Below are 16,671 nucleotides of genomic sequence, written 5' to 3'. Positions count from 1 at the left end.
GACCGCGGCCGTTTTGTACGGACGCCGCGTACCGACCGTATGAACCCCACGGCGGTACTCCACGGTGGATTCGGGCTCATGGTGCTCGTCGGCTTTTTGATCTCAGATCCGACGCTTCGGATCGGGGCGTTCGGACTCGGCGTGATCCTCTTCGTCGCCGGTATCGTCGTCGCACGACGCGGCGATGAGTGACCGTTCGACGTCGCGATACCCGACTACCGCCTCCGTGGCCGACGCGATACGCCGGTGGCGACCGTGTGCACGGGTCGACTCGGCGGCGTGCGAGCACCGGTTGGATCACCGACTCCCGAGCCGGCCCCCCGTGCAACTGTGTTGTACACCGTGTGGCGGGACGCCTTCGTGACGTCCGAACACTAGTTGGCCGCCGCCTTCTGGGCCGATTCCGTACGTCTGTGACTGTGTGACCAAGGCGACTCCGCGACAGCCGGACACTACGTTGCCACGCCCTTCCCAGCCGATTCGCTCGCATACGGCACTCGTGAGGCTGCGACCGAGACGACCACACGACACCCGGACACTGTTTGGGCCACGCCCTTCCCAGCCGATTCGCTCGCATACGGCACTCGTGAGGCTGCGACCGAGACGACCACACGACACCCGGACACCGTTTGGGCCACGCCCTCCCCAGCCGATTCGCTCGTCGCCTCTGGCGACTCGCTCATCCCTCGCGCGCGCTCGCGAGGCCGCCTTCGGCGACCTCACGAGGCGCGCGCCATCGTGGATTGGGTGGATTCGTTCCGTGCGGCGGCTGGTCGCGGTTCGGGATCTGGCTCGTGCGGCTTTTTGCCGTCGGCCGAGTACGGCTTCCGTGGCAGTCATCAGTCTCCACGAGCCGAGCCATCGAGAGGTCCTCTGGGAGTTGGAGGCAGCGTTCGACCGTGGCGACGTGACGACCCTCTTCGGACGATGTACCGTCTCCTACGACGGGCGCGCCGCCTCGGACCTCGGCGTCGGCGACCGGCTCCTGCTGTTGAAACCCGACGGGACCGCGCTCGTCCACACCGACGAAGGGCGGACGCCGATCAACTGGCAACCCCCTGGCTCGACACATCAGGCCGCGGTCCGCGAGGGGCACCTTCGGGTCCGGTCGGTCCGCGAGAATCCGGACGAGACGCTCACCGTCCGGTTCGAGACGGTCGCACACGTCGCGTCGATGTCGGTCACCGGCGGACGCGACCTCGAACTCCACGGGAGCGAAGCCGACCTCCGAACCCGGATCCTGAGCCAGCCGTCGCTGATCGAGCCCGGCTTCGAGCCCCGTGAGACGGAGCGCCCGTCGAGTGCCGGTCCGATGGACGTCTTCGGCGTTGACGCCGACGGCACCCCGGTCGTCGTCGAACTGAAACGTCGCCGAGTCGGTCCGGACGCGGTGGGACAGCTCGCTAGGTACGTGCGTGCAGTCCGTGAAGAACTCGGCACAGACGACGGACCGACGCGTGTGGACGAGCCCTCCGAGGCGACGCCGGCCGTTCGCGGCGTGCTCGTCGCACCGAGCGTGACCGACCGCGCCGCCGAGCGCCTCTCTCGCCGGGGATTCGACCACGTGGCGCTCGACCCACCCACCGAGTGAGGGACGCGACGTGGAGCCACCCCGCCCGGTGCGGCTCGTTCGGCGTGGTATCGACGGGTTTATTCACGCAGCGGCGGCTACATCGGATAACTAACCATGTCCGACAAACCCGCCTCTATGTACCGGACGATCGACAAGCCGTCGTACACCCGTCGCGAATACATCACGGGCATCCCCGGCTCGAAGATCGCACAGCACAACATGGGCGACCTTTCTTCGGAGCCGGACGACTACCCGGTCCAGATCAGCCTGCGCGTCGAAGAGGAGGTCCAGATCCGCCACGGCTCGCTCGAGAGCGCCCGCCTCTCGGCGAACCGACACCTGATCAAAGAGCTCGGCGAAGGGACGTACAAGATGACGCTCCGGACGTTCCCCCACCAAGTTATCCGCGAGAACAAGCAGGCGACCGGGGCTGGAGCGGACCGCGTCTCCGACGGGATGCGCCAGGCGTTCGGCAAGCCCGTCGGCACCGCGGCACGCCTCAGCGCCGACACCGTCGTGTTCACGGCCTACTGTGACGTCGACCAGGCCCCGGCGGTCAAGGAGGCGTTCCGCCGCGCGTACAACAAGCTCTCGCCGCCGTGCCGGATCACCGTCGAGCGCGGCGAGAAGCTCCTCGTCGCCTGATCGTCGCGCCGTGACCGACGCGCAGTTCGTCCGAAGCCGAACCGCTGAAGTACTCGCTTCACCTACGCTCACGCAGTGTCAACGCAGCTTGCCGGCGTCGAGACGCTCTTTCTCCACGAGGCCCGCACCGACTACACTGTCGTCGCGACCCGCGACGGCAGCCGGGTGCTCCACGGCCGTCTCGAGTTGAAATCGACCGACGCCGGCCCACGGCCGGGGAAGTTCCGCGTCTACACCGATGGCACCGAGCAGCCGCGCCAGCCCGACGAGTTCGTGGAGCTCGCCCGCGCGGCCGACCGCATCCGACTCTCCCAACAGACCGCTCCGGCACAGCGCGAGCGACTCCAGGCGATGCTCGACGGCTACCAGCTCGAGGCAACGGCAGTTCGCACCTGTCGGCGGTGTGCGGCCGACGGCCGGTACGGTCCGCTCACGAGCGACACCGCCATCGAACACAACGACGAGCACATCTGTCCGTCCTGTGCGCGCCGTGAGCTCGACCGCGAGCTCTCGTACACCGGGGAGTTCACCGGGGCGGCCGAAGCACGGCTCGAAGAACTCCTGTACGACACCCAGGACCTCGACCGGATCCTCTCGCTGCTCTCGGGCGGGCTCGACCCCGACCTCACCAAGTACGACGAGGTCTCTGCGACCATCGACGACATCTCGCCGGTGGCGACCGCAGACCTCGACCTCCACCCGGCGCTCGCAGATCGGATCCAGAGTCGGTTCGACGAGCTGCTTCCGGTCCAGAGCCTCTCGGTGCGCAACGGGCTGTTGACGGGCGACGACCAGCTCGTGGTGAGTGCGACGGCGACCGGGAAGACGCTCGTCGGCGAGCTGGCCGGCATCGACCGTGCCATACGCGGGGAGGGAACGCTGTTGTTTCTCGTCCCACTCGTCGCACTCGCCAACCAGAAACACGAGGACTTCACCGACCGCTACGGCGACCGCCTCGACGTCTCGATTCGGGTCGGGTCGTCTCGCATCGCGGACGACGGCACCCGATTCGACCCGAGTGCGGACGTGATCGTCGGGACGTACGAGGGCATCGACCACGCCCTCCGAACCGGCAAGGACCTCGGAGCCGTCGGTACCGTCGTCATCGACGAGGTCCACACGCTGAAAGAAGGTGAACGCGGCCACCGTCTCGACGGGCTCATCTCGCGGCTGAAACACTACAGCGAGACGCGAATGGAGACCGACGCGGGCCACGACGGGACGCAGTTCGTCTACCTCTCGGCGACGGTCGGCAACCCCGAGTGGCTCGCAGAACGGCTTCGCGCGACGCTCATCGAGTTCGAAGAACGCCCGGTTCCGATCGAACGACACGTCACGTTCGCCGACGGCCGCGAGAAGACACAGATCGCGGACACGCTGGTCAAACGCGAGTTCGACACGAAGTCTTCGAAGGGGTATCGTGGGCAGACGATCGTCTTCACGAACTCCAGACGGCGGTGTCACGAGATCAGCCGGTCGCTGCGGTACGACTCGGCACCGTACCACGCGGGACTCGACTACGGCCGACGCAAGCAGGTCGAGCGACAGTTCGGCGAGCAAGAGCTGTCTGCGGTCGTGACGACCGCAGCACTCGCGGCCGGCGTCGACTTTCCGGCCTCACAGGTCATCTTCGACACGCTGGCGATGGGCATTGAGTGGCTCTCCGTACAGGAGTTCTCACAGATGCTCGGCCGGGCGGGTCGCCCAGATTACCACGACCGTGGTCGTGTGTACCTGCTCGTCGAGCCCGACGCGGTGTACCACAACTCGATGGACCGCACCGAAGACGAGGTGGCGTTCACGCTGTTGAAAGGCGAGATGGAAGACGTCACGACGCAGTACGACGAGACGGCAGCCGCCGAGGAGACGCTGGCAAACGTCGTTGTCGCCGGCAAACGAGCGAAACGGCTCAACGACCGGATGATCGGTACCGTGCCAACGACGCACGCGGTTGGAAAGCTGCTCGAGTGGGAGTTCATCGACGGGTTCTCGCCGACACCGCTCGGTCGAGCGGTGTGTCGCCACTTCCTCGCGCCCGACGAGGCGTTTTACATCCTCGACGCGGTTCGCCGTGGGACCGACCCGTACGACCTCGTCGCGGCGCTGGAGCTTCGCGACGACGAGTCGTGACGGTGTCGCCGCCGAACGAAACCCTTTAGCAGGTCTTGACGGTAGAGTAGGTGCGGGACCGTGGGTTAGTGGTATACTCCGGGCCTTGGGTGCCCGTGACCCCGGTTCGAATCCGGGCGGTCCCACTCCTGCGGCGCGAGCGACTCCGCGAGCGCCGCGGCCGTGGAGCGGATTCGAAGCAGGGAGCGGAGCGAGCAACGTGAGCGGAGCGACTGGGGTTCGAATCCGGGCGGTCCCACTCGCTGCTGTGAGTACCGTCACGAGCAGCAGCGATGGTGCGGATTCGAGCCCTGCGAGACGGACGAGTGCGTCTCGGTTCGGTTCGAATCCGGGCGGTCCCACTCGCTGCTGTGAGTACCGTCACGAGCAGCAGCGATGGTGCGGATTCGACTCGGAGCGTGACTCGACCGCCACGCCCAGTCGGCTTTTGTGTCGTCAGTTCGAACTGTTCATCCGCACGATGGTGAGCTACTACGACCGACTGCTCGTCGCGATCGCGGCGGCGGTCCTCGCCGGGGCGGCGAGCGGGCTCCACCCGGCGGTCGCTCCCCACGTTGGGCTCGCGGGCGGCAGCATCGTCTCGACCGTCTTCCTCTACGAGGCGCTCTTCCGGAACCCACCCACTCGGCCGACCCGGTCGACGACGGCGGCCTCGGTGGTCGTCGGCGTCGGGTGGGTCTCGACGGTCGTTCTCCTCGTATGACCCCGACGGCTGTCCCACCGCGCCCCGTCTCGTCGGTCGTTCGCGGTCGCTCGCGCAGCATTCTTCAGCGGCAGTCCCGTTGATACCCTAATGACTCACGCGAACGGCCTCGGGTTCCAGACCGCCGAATCGGAGTTCGAGGACGTCGTCCTCGAGGTCGACGGCGAGGTTCCATCGTGGCTCTCGGGTACGCTCGTCCGCAACGGCCCGGGGAAGTTCGAAGCCGGCGACACGCGTGTCACGCACTGGTTCGACGGACTCGCGATGCTTCGACGGTACGCGTTCGACGACGGGACGGTCCGCTACTCGAACCGGTTCCTCCGGTCCGAGGCGTACGCCGACGCGGTTGACGGCGAACTCACGGGACAGTTCGGGACCGACACCCGCGGATGGCGGCGGATATTCGACACGCTCTCGTCGGCCGGCCTGCCGGAGCCGACGGACAACGCTAACGTCCACGTCGCACGGGTCGGCGACGCGTACGTCGCGCTCACCGAGGCCCCACGTCGAGTCGCGTTCGACCCCGAAACGCTCGAAACCCGCGGCGAGTTCACCTTCGACGACGACGTCCCAGAGCACGTGACGGCCGCACACCTCGTTCGGGACCCCCACCACGACGAAACGGTCGGCTTCACGACGGAGTTCGGACTCACCCCACAGTACCACGTGTATCGGATCCCGACGGGATCGAACAGACGCGAACGGATCGCCTCCGTCGACGCGAACGGTCCCGCGTACATCCACGACTGTAGCGTCACCGACGACCACGTCGTCCTCGTCGAGTCGCCGCTCGTGTTGTCGGTGCGTCGGGCGCTCAACCCGTTCGCGTCGGGTGCGATGGACATGCTCGACTGGCAGCCGGACCGGCCGACCCGGGTGCTCGTACTCGACCGCGAGACGGGCGACCTCGTCGCCGACCCGACGCTCGACCCGGTGTTCAGCTTTCACCACGTCAACGCGTACGTCTCCGACAGTGGTGCCGTCGTCCTCGACCTCATCGAGTTTCCAGACGGCGACATCGTCGACTCGCTGTCGTTGGCCGAACTCGACGGGGCCGGCTTCCCCGCTGTCGACGACGGACGGTTGGTCCGATACCGCGTCGACCTCGCGGAGCGTACGGTCACCCGGTCGCACCTGTACGACGGTGGAATGGAGTTTCCTCGCGTCGTCGGCGACCGGACCGGCCGCAAGCACCGATACGCGTACGGCCAGGCGACCGACCGCGACGGGGCGAACGGACTCGTGAAGGTCGATTGCGTGACCGGCGAGGCCACCGAGTGGTGGGCGCGTTCGACGTACGTCGAAGAGCCGATCCCGATTCAGCGGCCGGGTGCCGACGCCGAAGACGACGGGGTCGTACTGGCCACCGCGCTTGACGTCGACCGCGAGCGGACGGTCCTCCTCGTGTTCGACGCGTCGACGCTCTCGGTGGTAGCCCGGGTTCCGCTTCCGCACGCCGAACCGTTCGGCTTTCACGGGCGCTTTTTCAGCTCGTAGTCGGCTGCCGTCTTTCGAAATCCTTTTGTCTCGAATCGGCTTTCTCTGACGTACGAGCCGCCTTAGCTCAGACTGGGAGAGCACTCGACTGAAGATCGAGCTGTCCCCGGTTCAAATCCGGGAGGCGGCATGTTCCAGCGAACGAAGTGAGCAGTGAAAATGCTCCTGACCGGATTTGAATCAGGGAGGTCGCGCACAGCGAAGCGAGCACGTCCGACCGTGGTTCACAATCCGGGAGGTGGCATCCCACTTCTACGCGGTTTCTGCCGCAAGCCGAGTTGTCCCCGTTCCCGCGAGCGAAGCGAGCGGGAAGTCGAAAGACGAGCAGAGCGAGTCTTTCGGAAGTTCAAATCCGGGAGGCGGCATGTTCCAGCGAACGAAGTGAGCAGTGAAAATGCTCTCGACCGGATTTGAATCAGGGAGGTCGCGCGCAGCGAAGCGAGCACGTCCGACCGTGGTTCACCAGAACGGTGTGAGGAGATCGTCGATCTCTGCGAGACTCCATAGCGACCAGTGGTCGTCGAGTTGATCTGCGAGTCCCTCAACGAACCCGCTTTTCGAGAACAGTGCGAAGCGCTCCTCCCGCTCATCTGGCCCCCATCTAACGTTCGCTGCTTTCGTCCGCAGATCCTCGACGAGCGCCGTCCCGACTGGATCCGACGTCCACTTGCACTCGGCGAACAGGATCCGGTCGTCGTTCGGTGCGAGCCCGACAATATCGATTTCGTCTTTGTTGTACCACCAGCGACCGACCTCCGAGTACGGTTCGAACTCACCGCGTCGAATTCCTTCCCACACGGCTTCTTTGCACACGTCCTCGAACGTGGTGGCGACGTGCATCGGGAGATCCGGAGCGATTGTTCCATCGTACACGATATCTGGTGCTTCCTCGATGCTGGAACGGTTCGGCTCGACGTACCGGAACCAGAATCGAAGGAACTCGTCAGCGACGCGGTACCGCGACCGCTTGGACTTCTTCGCGGACGCTGTCACAGGGACTTCCCGATCGATCAGTCGAAGTTGCCGCAACGTCTGCAAATACTTGGATAACGGACCGGCATCGATTCCCGCCGCCCCTGAAATCTCGTTCGGCGTTGTGTGTCCCATGGCAACCGCTTCGAGAATACTCATATACCGTGCGGGATTCCGGAGCTCCGTTCGGAGCAAGAACTCCGGCTCGTTGTACAACACCGCCGACGGCGATAGCACCTGCGACCGGACGTTCTCCGCGAGCGACCGCCCGTAATCGAACAGTGTGAGATACATTGGCGTTCCGCCGGTGACCGCGTAGGATCGAATCGCGCCTACCGTCTCGTAGTCGATGACCGCACGGGCCTGCTGAAACGAGAACGGCTGCACGTCGAGTTGCCCCGTGCGGCGACCGTACAACGGGCTCTTGTGGCCGAGTACCGCTGATTCCATTGTACTCACGCTTGATCCACAGAGAATCAGCATCGAATCGGTTTCCTGGAGTTGTTCGTCGACGAATCCCTGTACGTAGGATGGTACCGAGTCGTTCTCTGCGACGAGGTACGGGAACTCGTCGATGACGACCACAACTGCCTCGGACTGGAGTTTCTCTCCGAGGTAGTCGAAGGCCTCGTCCCACCCATCGATCCGTGGGGTGCGATCGTCGAAGAACGCTGCAACTTGGTCGATGAACTTCTCGCGCTGCCGGTGTTCGGCCTCCTGCGACGCGAGAAAGTACATATGCGGCCGATCAGTACAGAACTGCTTCAGTAACTCGGTTTTGCCGACACGTCGACGCCCGTAAACGACGAACACGTCCGAACCGGGCGATTCAAACGCGCCTGAAAGCGCAGCAAGCTCCTCTTCACGGTCATAGAACGTCATACTTTGAATAATGATTACTGCGATAATGATTTATGCGTTCTGGCGTGGCGCTTCAATTATGACAACGATGCTCATTGTTAGTTTACGAATTCTGCGTAGAATCGGTTGTCACTCGTGCGGGCGCTGTATCCCCGCCCTACTCGCTCGCTCGCTTCCGACTCGCTCCTTGAGGAGGGAGGCTTAGCACCCGCTTCTTTAGCTAACGGTACTTGTACGTTGGGGAGTCAGGTAGCTACTGTCGTGCGGTTGCGTCGTGCGTTGTCGATTTCCTCTCCGACCTACTCACTCGCTCTGCTCACTCCTCGAGGTCGGAGGCTCCCCCTCGAATCATTGAAGATCAGAAGGAATCACCTACCGGCTCCGCAGCCAGCTGACGCGCGCGTGGCCACCCGCAGTGTGATGCATTCCATGGGTGTCAATGGCAACATGTGCTCATTTGCGACGCATCGCGTACCTCGCTTCTCGACCGTCCGTCCACACGTCGGCGAAAGGACAGGACAGTCGTTGAGAAAGATTATAAGTACGGAAACCTTTCCGTACAGCATGTCAGAGGCACAATCCGTTCCGGAAGAGTCGACGACCGCCCACGAGCTGACCGCGTTTCAACAGAACATCCTCGTGATCCTCGCAGAGGAGCCACGGTACGGGCTCGCGGTGAAACGCGAGCTCGAGTCGTACTACGGCTCCGAGGTGAACCACGGTCGACTCTACCCGAACCTCGACGACCTCGTCGACCAGGGGTACATCGAGAAGAGCGAGCTCGACAAGCGGACGAACCAGTACGCGCTCACAGCGGCCGGCCACGACGTGGTGTTGGGCCAACTCGCGTGGGTTCTCGACCGATTCGTTACCGACGAGACCCGAGCCGACGAGGTTCGCGCGCTTCTCGAGTAGGCCGTCTCGGTCCGACCAGCGTCATTTTCACCGTGTGCTAGCCTCGCCACGGAGTCGCTACGTCACCGGCCGGCGTCGGCGGTCGGTTACGGCCCTGGGTCGTCCAGGGTCGCGGCGACCTCCGCAACCAGCTCGAGTGACGTACCGAGTGCGTCCACCTGTGCTGCCGTCGGCCACGCGTTCCGCGGGAAGTACTCATCGCGGAATTCCGCGCGCATCTCCGGTGTCACGTCGTCGACCGGTCGCACGTAGTGGTTACTCGCGAACGTCGCGAAACTTCGGGCGTTCTCGACGTGGACCTCGTCTGCGCGTTCGGCGACCGCCTCGACGACCGCCTCGTTGTACGCCGCGACGGCGCGATACCGATCGGCGTCGCCGGGCCCCGAGAGTGACACCTCGACCGCTCTGTCGGTGTCGTCGATCCGACCGAGCTGGACCTCCCCGGACTCGACCCACTCCGACGGGTACAACACGAGCGTGTCGTCCGTCTCACGCACTCGTGGTGTGTAGTCGTAGTCGGCGGCTACCTCCCGCCGGCGCGCTCGGTAGTGTTCGGCTTCGGCGTCGTCAGTCGCGTTGCGCGCCAGCCGCGTCAGCCGCTCTGCTTCGTCGACGGCGTCGGCCGGAATGTCGGGGACGTGCGCCTCTTCGTCTCCGGTACGGTGCATCTCACCCTCGGACTCGGCTGCCTCGAGCTCGCGTACGCGGTCTTTCGCCCACGCCGGTGGCTCGTCGTCTGTGTCACCCATCGAGTGCCTCGTTTGCCAGCTCGTCGGCTCGCTCGTTTATTTCTCGCGGCACGTGTGCGATCGACCACCGATCGAACCCGTCGAGCAACTCGCGCGCACGCACCCGCCGCTCGCGCAGCGTCGGATCGTTCGCGTTCCACTCGCCACGAACCTGTTTTACCACCAGCTCCGAGTCGCCACGAACGTCGATCGCGTCGAAGTCGTAGTCGCTCGCGGCTTCGAGCGCTCGAATCAGCGCCGCGTACTCGGCCTGATTGTTGGTCGCCCGGCCGATCCGTTCGTTTCCCTCGGCGACAATGCCGTCGGCAGTGACGAGACACCAACCGACGGCGCCCGGCCCGGGATTGCCGCGTGCTGCGCCGTCGAAGTAGACGTGTGCGCGGCCACCGCCGTCGGCGAGCAGGGCGCGCAGTCGCACCGGGTTGCTCCCTTGGATCACCACCGTGTCGTCGTATGCGACCGCTACCGCCCCATCACGCTCGGCCCGCCACCGTTCGTGTTCGGTGTTTCCAGCCCCTACCGTGACGCCGGCGCGTTCGAGTCGCTCACGCGCCGCCGCCGGATCGCACTCGATCGTCGGCATTCACCCGGATTCGGGGCTACCGACTCAAAGCGTTGTCTGTCGCCGTCGTCGAGGTGTCGCGAACGCTTAAGTGAATCCACGGGCGTAATATATAAATGCGATGACACGGCGCACCCGGCGACGGGATCACGACCGGCAGCGCGTGCGAGACGAGGACGTCGACCATGGATCGGTCGACGACGCCGACGCCGAAGCGGCCGACCCAGACGAGGTCGACCCGGACGACCTCGATCCGGAGTCGCTCACGCGGACGGCCGACGGCGAGCTGATACACGAGGAGACGGGACTCATCGTCGAAGAAGAGCAGATCGACCCCGGCCCCGAGTGGCGGGCGTTCACCCACTCGGAGCGACAGTCGAAGTCGCGCGTCGGCGCGCCGACGACGAAGACGATGCACGACAAGGGGCTGACGACGACCATCGACTGGAAGGACAAAGACGCCTACGGGCGCTCTATCTCCTCGAAGAAACGCTCACAGATGCACCGGCTGCGCAAGTGGCAAGAGCGGATCCGCACCAAGGACGCGGGCGAGCGCAACCTCCAGTTCGCGCTCTCCGAGGTCGACCGCATGGCGAGCGCGCTCGGCGTGCCTCAGTCCGTCCGCGAGGTCGCCTCGGTCATCTACCGTCGTGCGCTCAACGAGGACCTGATTCGCGGTCGGTCGATCGAGGGCGTCTCGACCGCCGCGCTGTACGCCGCCTGTCGAAAAGAGGGTATCCCCCGCTCACTCGAAGAGATATCCGAGGTCTCACGCGTCGAGCGAAAGGAGATCGGGCGAACGTATCGGTACATCTCACAGGAACTCGGCTTAGAGATGCGACCGGTCGACCCACAGAAGTACGTCCCACGGTTCTCCTCGGAGCTCGGTCTCGGCGAAGAGGTGCAGTCGAAGGCGAACGAGATCATCGAGACGACGGCCGACCAAGGACTGCTCTCGGGGAAGTCTCCGACCGGATACGCCGCGGCGGCGATCTACGCCGCATCGCTTTTGTGTAACGAAAAGAAGACGCAGCGAGAGGTGGCCGACGTCGCCCAGGTCACCGAGGTCACGATTCGGAACCGGTATCAAGAGCAGATCGAAGCGATGGGGATCCACGCCTAGCTCACGACGGGCGTCTTCGGCGACGCGGCTCGCCGGGTACACGCCGACACAAACGTTCAAGCCGGATCGCGACGGAGATCCCAGCCATGCGGCTGGACGAGTACGTGACGTTCGAGCGGAACGAACGGGCCGACCGTCGTCGGCTCGCCCGCGAGAAGGACTACGGCATCCTCGACCAGCTCGACGCCTTCGAACGGCGATTCGAGGCCGAGGTCTCCGGTGACGCGGTCGTCGGGAGCGTCTCGCCGTCGATCTTCGTTGGCCGCGCCAACTACCCGACCGTCTCGACGGGGCTGCTCTCGCCGGTGGGCCGCGAGGCGGACGCCGCGGCCTTCGAGACGTCCGGCGACTGGTACGACGAACGAGTCTCCATCACGGACGTCTTCGACCGCCGAACGAGCCTGCTGAACGCGAACCGCGGCGTCGACGTCACCGACGCTGGCGTCTCGTCGGCCGACGAGAGACCGCTCGTCCACGACGCGTGGGACGGCTGGCTCGGCGTCCAGCGTGAGGTCGCGATCGCTGACCGACCGGTCGACGTCGAGGTCGGACTGTCCAGTCGCCCAGCCCTCGACGTCGACGTCGGATCGACAGATGTACGCGCGCCGACCGGACCACGCGCCGCCGCCCGCGACGCGACGCTCGGAGAGAATCCGCACGTTCCCCGACCGGTACAAAAGACACTCGAAGACGACGACTGGCGGGCCGAAGGGGCGATGACCTACCTCTACCGGCGCGGCTTCGACGTCTACGACATCAACACGATCCTCTCTGCGGGGGCGCTCGGCCGCGGCGAGGACCGCCGGCTCGTCCCGACGCGGTGGTCGATCACCGCCGTCGACGACACGATCGGGCGGTACCTCCGCGGGTCGGTCCGGGACTACCCCTCGATCGACGCCGTCGAGATCCACCGCATCGAGTACCTCGGCAACGCCTTCTGGGTGGTCCTCGCACCCGGCGACTGGGAGTTCGAGCTCGTCGAGCTGAAGGCTTCTGGATCCATCTGGAATCCCGATCCGGCCGCCGGGGTCGCGGTCGCGGCCGACAGCGAGACCTGCGACGGGCGAACCCGGTACGTCGACGAGACGGCGGGGGCGTACTACGCGGCCCGTCTCGGCGTGCTCGAACACCTCGCCGACCGCGGCCGGCGGGCAACGGCACTCGTCTGTCGGCACGTCTCAGACGACTACTGGGGACCGGTGGGCGTCTGGCAGGTGCGAGAGTCGGTTCGGGACGCCTTCGGCGACGAGCACGGTACTGCGGAGACGTTCGCCGAGGCCGTCGCGGGCGTCACGGCACACCTGCCGATCGCACTCGACCGGCTCCGACGGACCTCGACGCTGGCCGCTGGGCTCCAGACGACCCTCTCGTCGTTCACCAACGCGTCGGCGTCCGAACGCGGCTGACGCGCGCGCTACGACGGCTCCGCTTCGAGCTGACCGAACACCGTAGCGACCAACTCACCGGTCTCTGCGAGAATCTCGTCCATCGCTGCCTCGTCCGTCGGCATTCCGAGCAGCCGCGCGATCTTCATGATCGAGACGTGGTGGACGACCTGCTCGCCGGGAGCGGTCTGTTCGATAACCATGTTACACGGAAATAGTGCGCCGATTCGCCCGTCAGTTGCGTCGAGCGCTCGGTTGGCTACCGACGGGTTACACGCCCCGAGGACGTAGTACGGCTCGCGATCGGCGTCGACCTTCTCGTTCAACAGTGCAGACGGAGAGAACTCGACGGGGACGCCGAATCCGGCGTCGAGACACACCGACCTGACGCGCTCGATCGCCGCCTCGTGGTCCATCTCGAGGGTCACGCGCTGCTCGCCAAAGTCGTCTCCCGTCAGCTCAGCTGGGTCGAATGGGACTGCCATACGACCTGTTGGCCCCCCGATGGCAAAAACGGTCCGCAGTCACCGCGACAGCGTCTCACTCCGTGGCGACCGGGCCGTCGCCGACCACGTCCGTGACGGCCGCCCGGAACTCGCTTCGGCTCTCGTACAGCGGGACGTCGGCCTCGTCGAGTACGTCGGTGAGTTGCGTGGGCCCGTCCGGCGTCCGAACGACCGCGTCGCCCTCCTGTGCGTTGATTTCACTCCTCGTGGCGGGCCACGTCAGCCGGGCGGCGACCCGAGCCACTGGCTCGCCGTCCACGGCCGGTCCATCGCCGAGTTCGACGGCAGGCTCGGCGTCGCCGTCCTCGTCGGTGTCGCTCATACGAGAGCGGTCCGGTCGCCCGAGAGTAAGCGTTTCGGTCCGTCCCGTCTCACCACTCCCACCCGCGGTCGGTCACGTCGGCCGCTCGCTCCCGTCGCCGTGACCGACGGCGAAGCGCTCGATCCGGCAGCCGAGTCGCTCTTCGTCGGCCCGAACCGCGTCGTTTTAGCCCCGTGGGCCGTCGAACTCGGACATGCGTTGGTCGTGCACGCGTGACGACGAGACGGTGACCGAGTGGGAGCGAAGCGACGGGTACGCCACCGTTCGGCTCCGCGAGCGGGCCGATGGCGGCTACGTGGCTCGACTCGACGTGATGGAGCAGGCCGCCGACGAACGGACGTACGACCGCCGGACCTTCGGCGACCGCGAGGCGGCCGAGGCGCAGGCGACCGCGTGGCGGACGGCGCGGACGCTCGAGTGAGGTCGCGCTCGATCGATCGACGAGACGTATCAGGAGAGGTCGACGTCGGCCGCGAGGAACGCCTGGCACTCGACCGTCCGACCGTCTGGATCCGTGCCGAAACACTGGTAGATATCGTACGTCGGGTTTTCGTGTGGTGGGTCGCGTGCGGCGTCACCAAGCCGGTCGTACGCCTCGTCGACGCCTGCCCGATCCGGATAGACGAACGTGCAGATCCCGCACGTTTCGGTCTCCTCGCGGGCACAGAATCCGAGCAAGAGGTTCCCGTGTTCGAGGATCGTACAGTCCGGCTGTTCGAGCCACACGTCCATCGCGAGACGCTCGCGGTAGAACGAGACGACCGCGTCGCGATTCTCGGTGCTGTAGAAGACGATTCCGGCCATATCGTCACCGAGACGGCGACGTTGTTAAGCGTTCGTGCTAGCGTTGCCCGCTCCACCGAGCCACGACGACCCGACCCACCAAATCCACCGTGGCGCGCGCCTCGCGGGCCGCCGAAGGCGGGTCCGCGAGCACGCGCGAGGGATGAGCGAGTCGCCAGAGGCGACGAGCGAATCGGCTGGGGAGGGTGTGGCGAAGTGGTGTCCGGGTGTCGTGCGGTCGTCTCGGTCACACGACCACCACACACGTACGAGAGCGAGTCGGCTGGGGAGGGTGTGGCGAAGTGGTGTCCGGGTGTCGTGCGGGCATCGCGGGGCCGTCTCGGTCACACGACCACCACACGCGGACGAGAGCGAATCGTCCGGAGTGCCCGCACGCTCCCGCCCTCCACCGGTCTCGCGCTCAGCGCTCGGGATGGACCGGGGCGTCGAACCCGCCACGGACGAGTGGCTTCGCCACGTGCCGCCGGGCGGTCGGTGGCACCTCGTACCAGCCCCGCTCGAGCTCGCGGTCGAGCGGCACCGTCACCTTCCCCGGGGCGGTCGTCGCACACGCTCGACAGCGATAGCCCTGATCACGCCCTGCCGAGGACATGGTTCGCTCACACGACGGACACGGTGGCGTCGTGCTCGTGGTTTCGACGAGGTCACGGACGGCGAGCTTCTCGAGTTTTAGCGTACCAGTCGGGTCCAACCGGTCCGTGCGCACCTCGTACTCGCCACACAGCGTCACGCGGTCACCGGGGCGAAGCGCCCGAACGTGGCCGCGAAACCGTCCCGTGGGTGCGAACGCGACGGCTCGCAGCACCGGCGTCGCTCCCGAGGCGGCCGCCACGTCGACATGGACGTGTCCCCCACGTCTCGACTCCGGCTCCCCTGTGACGACGCCGGACACCCGGTAACACGTCCCGTCGGCGAGGTCGCCGATCGTTCCGTCTCGGAGGTGGACGTCGGTCCCCTGGTTCGTGTGGAACGTCGCGGCGCGCTCGACGGGCTCGCTCTCGATCGCCGCAGCGACCCGCCGGCAGGCGGCCGGGTCGTCGCCACGGATCCCGTGAAGGATCGGCCCTGGTGCGTGCGGCACGCAGACGACCTCACCCGCCTCCCGGTCGACGGTATCCCAGACGACCGGGTACGCCGCGTTTGCAGCCGTAAAGACGCTCTCCGCGTCCACCGATCGCGGCGTACCACAGCGGTCGAGCGCGCGGTAGCTGATGTGCGCTGCGGTCCAGTCGTCGAACGCCGCCGCCGCCCCGATCGCCGCGAGCGCCCCGATACGCCCACGACCGGGCGCCTCGTCTCCGTCGGCACCGCCGGTCCCGAAGGCGGCGTGGGGGTAGCCCTGTCGGTCGGCGAGCGTGATGGCCGTCTCGAGTGACAGCCGTTCGTGGACCGCTTGCCGGGCGAATCGAACGACCGGCTCGGGGATCGCTGCGGTCACTGCCGACGGAATCGCCGGCGGCTTCGACGCCGCGGCCGAGGTGGCGACCATGCCGACGGGGACGTCCGCGACGACGACGCCGGGAGCGGTTCGTGGGTCCTCGACGGCCGCGAACTCGCGGACGGTCTCACCCGCGAGCGCGAACGCCTCGTCCACGTCGACGTCGGCGACGTGGAGCGCGACCGCGGCGTTCCCTCGCGTCTTGTGTTTGACTGCCGGGTTGAGCCGCACGAGGAGCCGCCGCCGAACCGTGCCGCCGGCCGCGGTCAGCCGTTCGGCGAGCCTGACGCCGACGTACGTGGTGCACATCCCCTGCTCGCGGGAGTCGGTGTCGTCAACGGCGACGATCGGCATGACTCGCCGTCTGGCGTCCGTGGTCAAACCGGTTTCGTCGCCAGCGTCCAGGTCGTCGTCGAAGCCAAGCGTGTGACGGTGCCACCCAACCGATATGTGATCGTATCGCCTCGTGTGCGCGCCAAACCGCCA

At 66.2% G+C, this 16,671-nt stretch carries 17 protein-coding genes and 2 tRNA genes; 12 read left to right on the top strand and 7 right to left on the bottom strand.

Annotation, left to right across the window (positions count from 1 at the left end; translation table 11 throughout):
- Nucleotides 1-39: 39 nt before the first annotated feature.
- From ACNTAO_RS09930 to ACNTAO_RS09895, 8 genes are all read left to right on the top strand, one after another.
- Nucleotides 40-192, top strand: coding sequence for an FXYD domain-containing ion transport regulator (locus tag ACNTAO_RS09930; protein ID WP_435161850.1), 153 nt, complete (start codon nt 40-42; stop codon nt 190-192).
- A 637-nt stretch (nt 193-829) separates the two neighbouring features.
- Nucleotides 830-1,591 carry an endonuclease NucS gene (gene nucS, locus ACNTAO_RS09925; protein WP_435161849.1) on the top strand — a complete coding sequence of 254 codons (762 nt, stop codon included), beginning with the start codon at nt 830-832 and terminating at the stop codon, nt 1,589-1,591.
- 96 nt (nt 1,592-1,687) lie between these two features.
- Nucleotides 1,688-2,218 (top strand): 50S ribosomal protein L16, encoded by a 531-nt coding sequence (locus tag ACNTAO_RS09920; RefSeq protein WP_435161848.1) that lies wholly within the window; start codon nt 1,688-1,690, stop codon nt 2,216-2,218.
- Between the two features lie 75 nt (nt 2,219-2,293).
- Nucleotides 2,294-4,348: a DEAD/DEAH box helicase gene (locus ACNTAO_RS09915; RefSeq protein ID WP_435161847.1), complete on the top strand. Its 2,055-nt coding sequence runs from the start codon at nt 2,294-2,296 to the stop codon at nt 4,346-4,348.
- A 54-nt stretch (nt 4,349-4,402) separates the two neighbouring features.
- Nucleotides 4,403-4,473, top strand: a tRNA-Pro gene (locus tag ACNTAO_RS09910).
- A gap of 335 nt (nt 4,474-4,808) precedes the next feature.
- Nucleotides 4,809-5,051, top strand: coding sequence for a DUF8015 family protein (locus ACNTAO_RS09905; RefSeq protein WP_435161846.1), 243 nt, complete (start codon nt 4,809-4,811; stop codon nt 5,049-5,051).
- 90 nt (nt 5,052-5,141) lie between these two features.
- The gene (locus ACNTAO_RS09900) at nt 5,142-6,548 is read left to right on the top strand and encodes a carotenoid oxygenase family protein (RefSeq protein WP_435161845.1); all 1,407 of its coding nucleotides are present in this window, start codon (nt 5,142-5,144) and stop codon (nt 6,546-6,548) included.
- A gap of 56 nt (nt 6,549-6,604) precedes the next feature.
- Nucleotides 6,605-6,678, top strand: a tRNA-Phe gene (locus tag ACNTAO_RS09895).
- Nucleotides 6,679-7,007: 329 nt separating this feature from the next.
- On the opposite strand, the gene ACNTAO_RS09890 is transcribed toward ACNTAO_RS09895, so the two are convergent.
- Nucleotides 7,008-8,402: an ATP-binding protein gene (locus ACNTAO_RS09890; RefSeq protein ID WP_435161844.1), complete on the bottom strand. Its 1,395-nt coding sequence runs from the start codon at nt 8,400-8,402 to the stop codon at nt 7,008-7,010.
- Nucleotides 8,403-8,945: 543 nt separating this feature from the next.
- On the opposite strand from ACNTAO_RS09890, the gene ACNTAO_RS09885 reads away from it, so the two are divergent.
- Nucleotides 8,946-9,296 (top strand): PadR family transcriptional regulator, encoded by a 351-nt coding sequence (locus ACNTAO_RS09885; protein ID WP_435161843.1) that lies wholly within the window; start codon nt 8,946-8,948, stop codon nt 9,294-9,296.
- Between the two features lie 86 nt (nt 9,297-9,382).
- On the opposite strand, the gene ACNTAO_RS09880 is transcribed toward ACNTAO_RS09885, so the two are convergent.
- Nucleotides 9,383-10,045: a DUF7108 domain-containing protein gene (locus ACNTAO_RS09880; RefSeq protein WP_435161842.1), complete on the bottom strand. Its 663-nt coding sequence runs from the start codon at nt 10,043-10,045 to the stop codon at nt 9,383-9,385.
- On the bottom strand, nt 10,038-10,628 hold the full coding sequence (gene rnhA, locus ACNTAO_RS09875; protein ID WP_435161841.1) for a ribonuclease HI: 591 nt from the start codon (nt 10,626-10,628) through the stop codon (nt 10,038-10,040). The genes ACNTAO_RS09880 and rnhA overlap by 8 nt, the downstream gene beginning before the upstream one ends.
- Before the next feature lie 100 nt (nt 10,629-10,728).
- Between rnhA and ACNTAO_RS09870 the strand changes: the two genes are divergently transcribed.
- Together ACNTAO_RS09870 and nreA are read left to right on the top strand one after the other, a co-directional pair.
- Nucleotides 10,729-11,730: a transcription initiation factor IIB gene (locus ACNTAO_RS09870; protein WP_435161840.1), complete on the top strand. Its 1,002-nt coding sequence runs from the start codon at nt 10,729-10,731 to the stop codon at nt 11,728-11,730.
- 86 nt (nt 11,731-11,816) lie between these two features.
- The gene (gene nreA, locus ACNTAO_RS09865; RefSeq protein ID WP_435161839.1) at nt 11,817-13,136 is read left to right on the top strand and encodes a DNA repair protein NreA; all 1,320 of its coding nucleotides are present in this window, start codon (nt 11,817-11,819) and stop codon (nt 13,134-13,136) included.
- A gap of 8 nt (nt 13,137-13,144) precedes the next feature.
- On the opposite strand, the gene ACNTAO_RS09860 is transcribed toward nreA, so the two are convergent.
- Complete coding sequence (locus tag ACNTAO_RS09860; RefSeq protein WP_435161838.1) at nt 13,145-13,600, bottom strand: DUF302 domain-containing protein; 456 nt, start codon at nt 13,598-13,600, stop codon at nt 13,145-13,147.
- Nucleotides 13,601-13,655: 55 nt separating this feature from the next.
- A complete protein-coding gene (locus ACNTAO_RS09855; RefSeq protein WP_435161837.1) occupies nt 13,656-13,943 on the bottom strand; it encodes a DUF5789 family protein in 288 nt (95 codons plus the stop codon).
- A 193-nt stretch (nt 13,944-14,136) separates the two neighbouring features.
- Between ACNTAO_RS09855 and ACNTAO_RS09850 the strand changes: the two genes are divergently transcribed.
- On the top strand, nt 14,137-14,364 hold the full coding sequence (locus ACNTAO_RS09850) for a DUF7543 family protein (protein ID WP_435161836.1): 228 nt from the start codon (nt 14,137-14,139) through the stop codon (nt 14,362-14,364).
- 29 nt (nt 14,365-14,393) lie between these two features.
- Here ACNTAO_RS09850 and ACNTAO_RS09845 read toward each other — a convergent pair whose 3' ends face one another.
- Complete coding sequence (locus ACNTAO_RS09845; protein WP_435161835.1) at nt 14,394-14,747, bottom strand: VOC family protein; 354 nt, start codon at nt 14,745-14,747, stop codon at nt 14,394-14,396.
- A gap of 400 nt (nt 14,748-15,147) precedes the next feature.
- Nucleotides 15,148-16,539 carry a TiaS agmantine-binding domain-containing protein gene (locus ACNTAO_RS09840; RefSeq protein WP_435161834.1) on the bottom strand — a complete coding sequence of 464 codons (1,392 nt, stop codon included), beginning with the start codon at nt 16,537-16,539 and terminating at the stop codon, nt 15,148-15,150.
- Nucleotides 16,540-16,671 lie beyond the last annotated feature (132 nt).

The sequence above is a fragment of the Halorubrum zhoui genome (genome assembly GCF_051194155.1).
Lineage (GTDB): Archaea > Halobacteriota > Halobacteria > Halobacteriales > Haloferacaceae > Halorubrum.
This window is presented reverse-complemented; position numbering and strand designations above follow the sequence as displayed.

Excerpts from the sequence above, each read along its gene's own strand:
- ACNTAO_RS09930 (WP_435161850.1), top strand. The coding sequence starts at position 40 with ATGAACCCCACGGCGGTACTCCACGGTGGATTCGGGCTCATGGTGCTC.
- ACNTAO_RS09840 (WP_435161834.1), bottom strand. The coding sequence starts at position 16,539 with ATGCCGATCGTCGCCGTTGACGACACCGACTCCCGCGAGCAGGGGATG.
- ACNTAO_RS09855 (WP_435161837.1), bottom strand. The coding sequence starts at position 13,943 with ATGAGCGACACCGACGAGGACGGCGACGCCGAGCCTGCCGTCGAACTC.
- rnhA (WP_435161841.1), bottom strand. The coding sequence starts at position 10,628 with ATGCCGACGATCGAGTGCGATCCGGCGGCGGCGCGTGAGCGACTCGAA.
- ACNTAO_RS09905 (WP_435161846.1), top strand. The coding sequence starts at position 4,809 with ATGGTGAGCTACTACGACCGACTGCTCGTCGCGATCGCGGCGGCGGTC.
- ACNTAO_RS09860 (WP_435161838.1), bottom strand. The coding sequence starts at position 13,600 with ATGGCAGTCCCATTCGACCCAGCTGAGCTGACGGGAGACGACTTTGGC.
- ACNTAO_RS09845 (WP_435161835.1), bottom strand. The coding sequence starts at position 14,747 with ATGGCCGGAATCGTCTTCTACAGCACCGAGAATCGCGACGCGGTCGTC.
- ACNTAO_RS09880 (WP_435161842.1), bottom strand. The coding sequence starts at position 10,045 with ATGGGTGACACAGACGACGAGCCACCGGCGTGGGCGAAAGACCGCGTA.
- ACNTAO_RS09850 (WP_435161836.1), top strand. The coding sequence starts at position 14,137 with ATGCGTTGGTCGTGCACGCGTGACGACGAGACGGTGACCGAGTGGGAG.
- ACNTAO_RS09920 (WP_435161848.1), top strand. The coding sequence starts at position 1,688 with ATGTCCGACAAACCCGCCTCTATGTACCGGACGATCGACAAGCCGTCG.
- ACNTAO_RS09870 (WP_435161840.1), top strand. The coding sequence starts at position 10,729 with ATGACACGGCGCACCCGGCGACGGGATCACGACCGGCAGCGCGTGCGA.
- nreA (WP_435161839.1), top strand. The coding sequence starts at position 11,817 with ATGCGGCTGGACGAGTACGTGACGTTCGAGCGGAACGAACGGGCCGAC.
- ACNTAO_RS09900 (WP_435161845.1), top strand. The coding sequence starts at position 5,142 with ATGACTCACGCGAACGGCCTCGGGTTCCAGACCGCCGAATCGGAGTTC.
- ACNTAO_RS09890 (WP_435161844.1), bottom strand. The coding sequence starts at position 8,402 with ATGACGTTCTATGACCGTGAAGAGGAGCTTGCTGCGCTTTCAGGCGCG.
- ACNTAO_RS09885 (WP_435161843.1), top strand. The coding sequence starts at position 8,946 with ATGTCAGAGGCACAATCCGTTCCGGAAGAGTCGACGACCGCCCACGAG.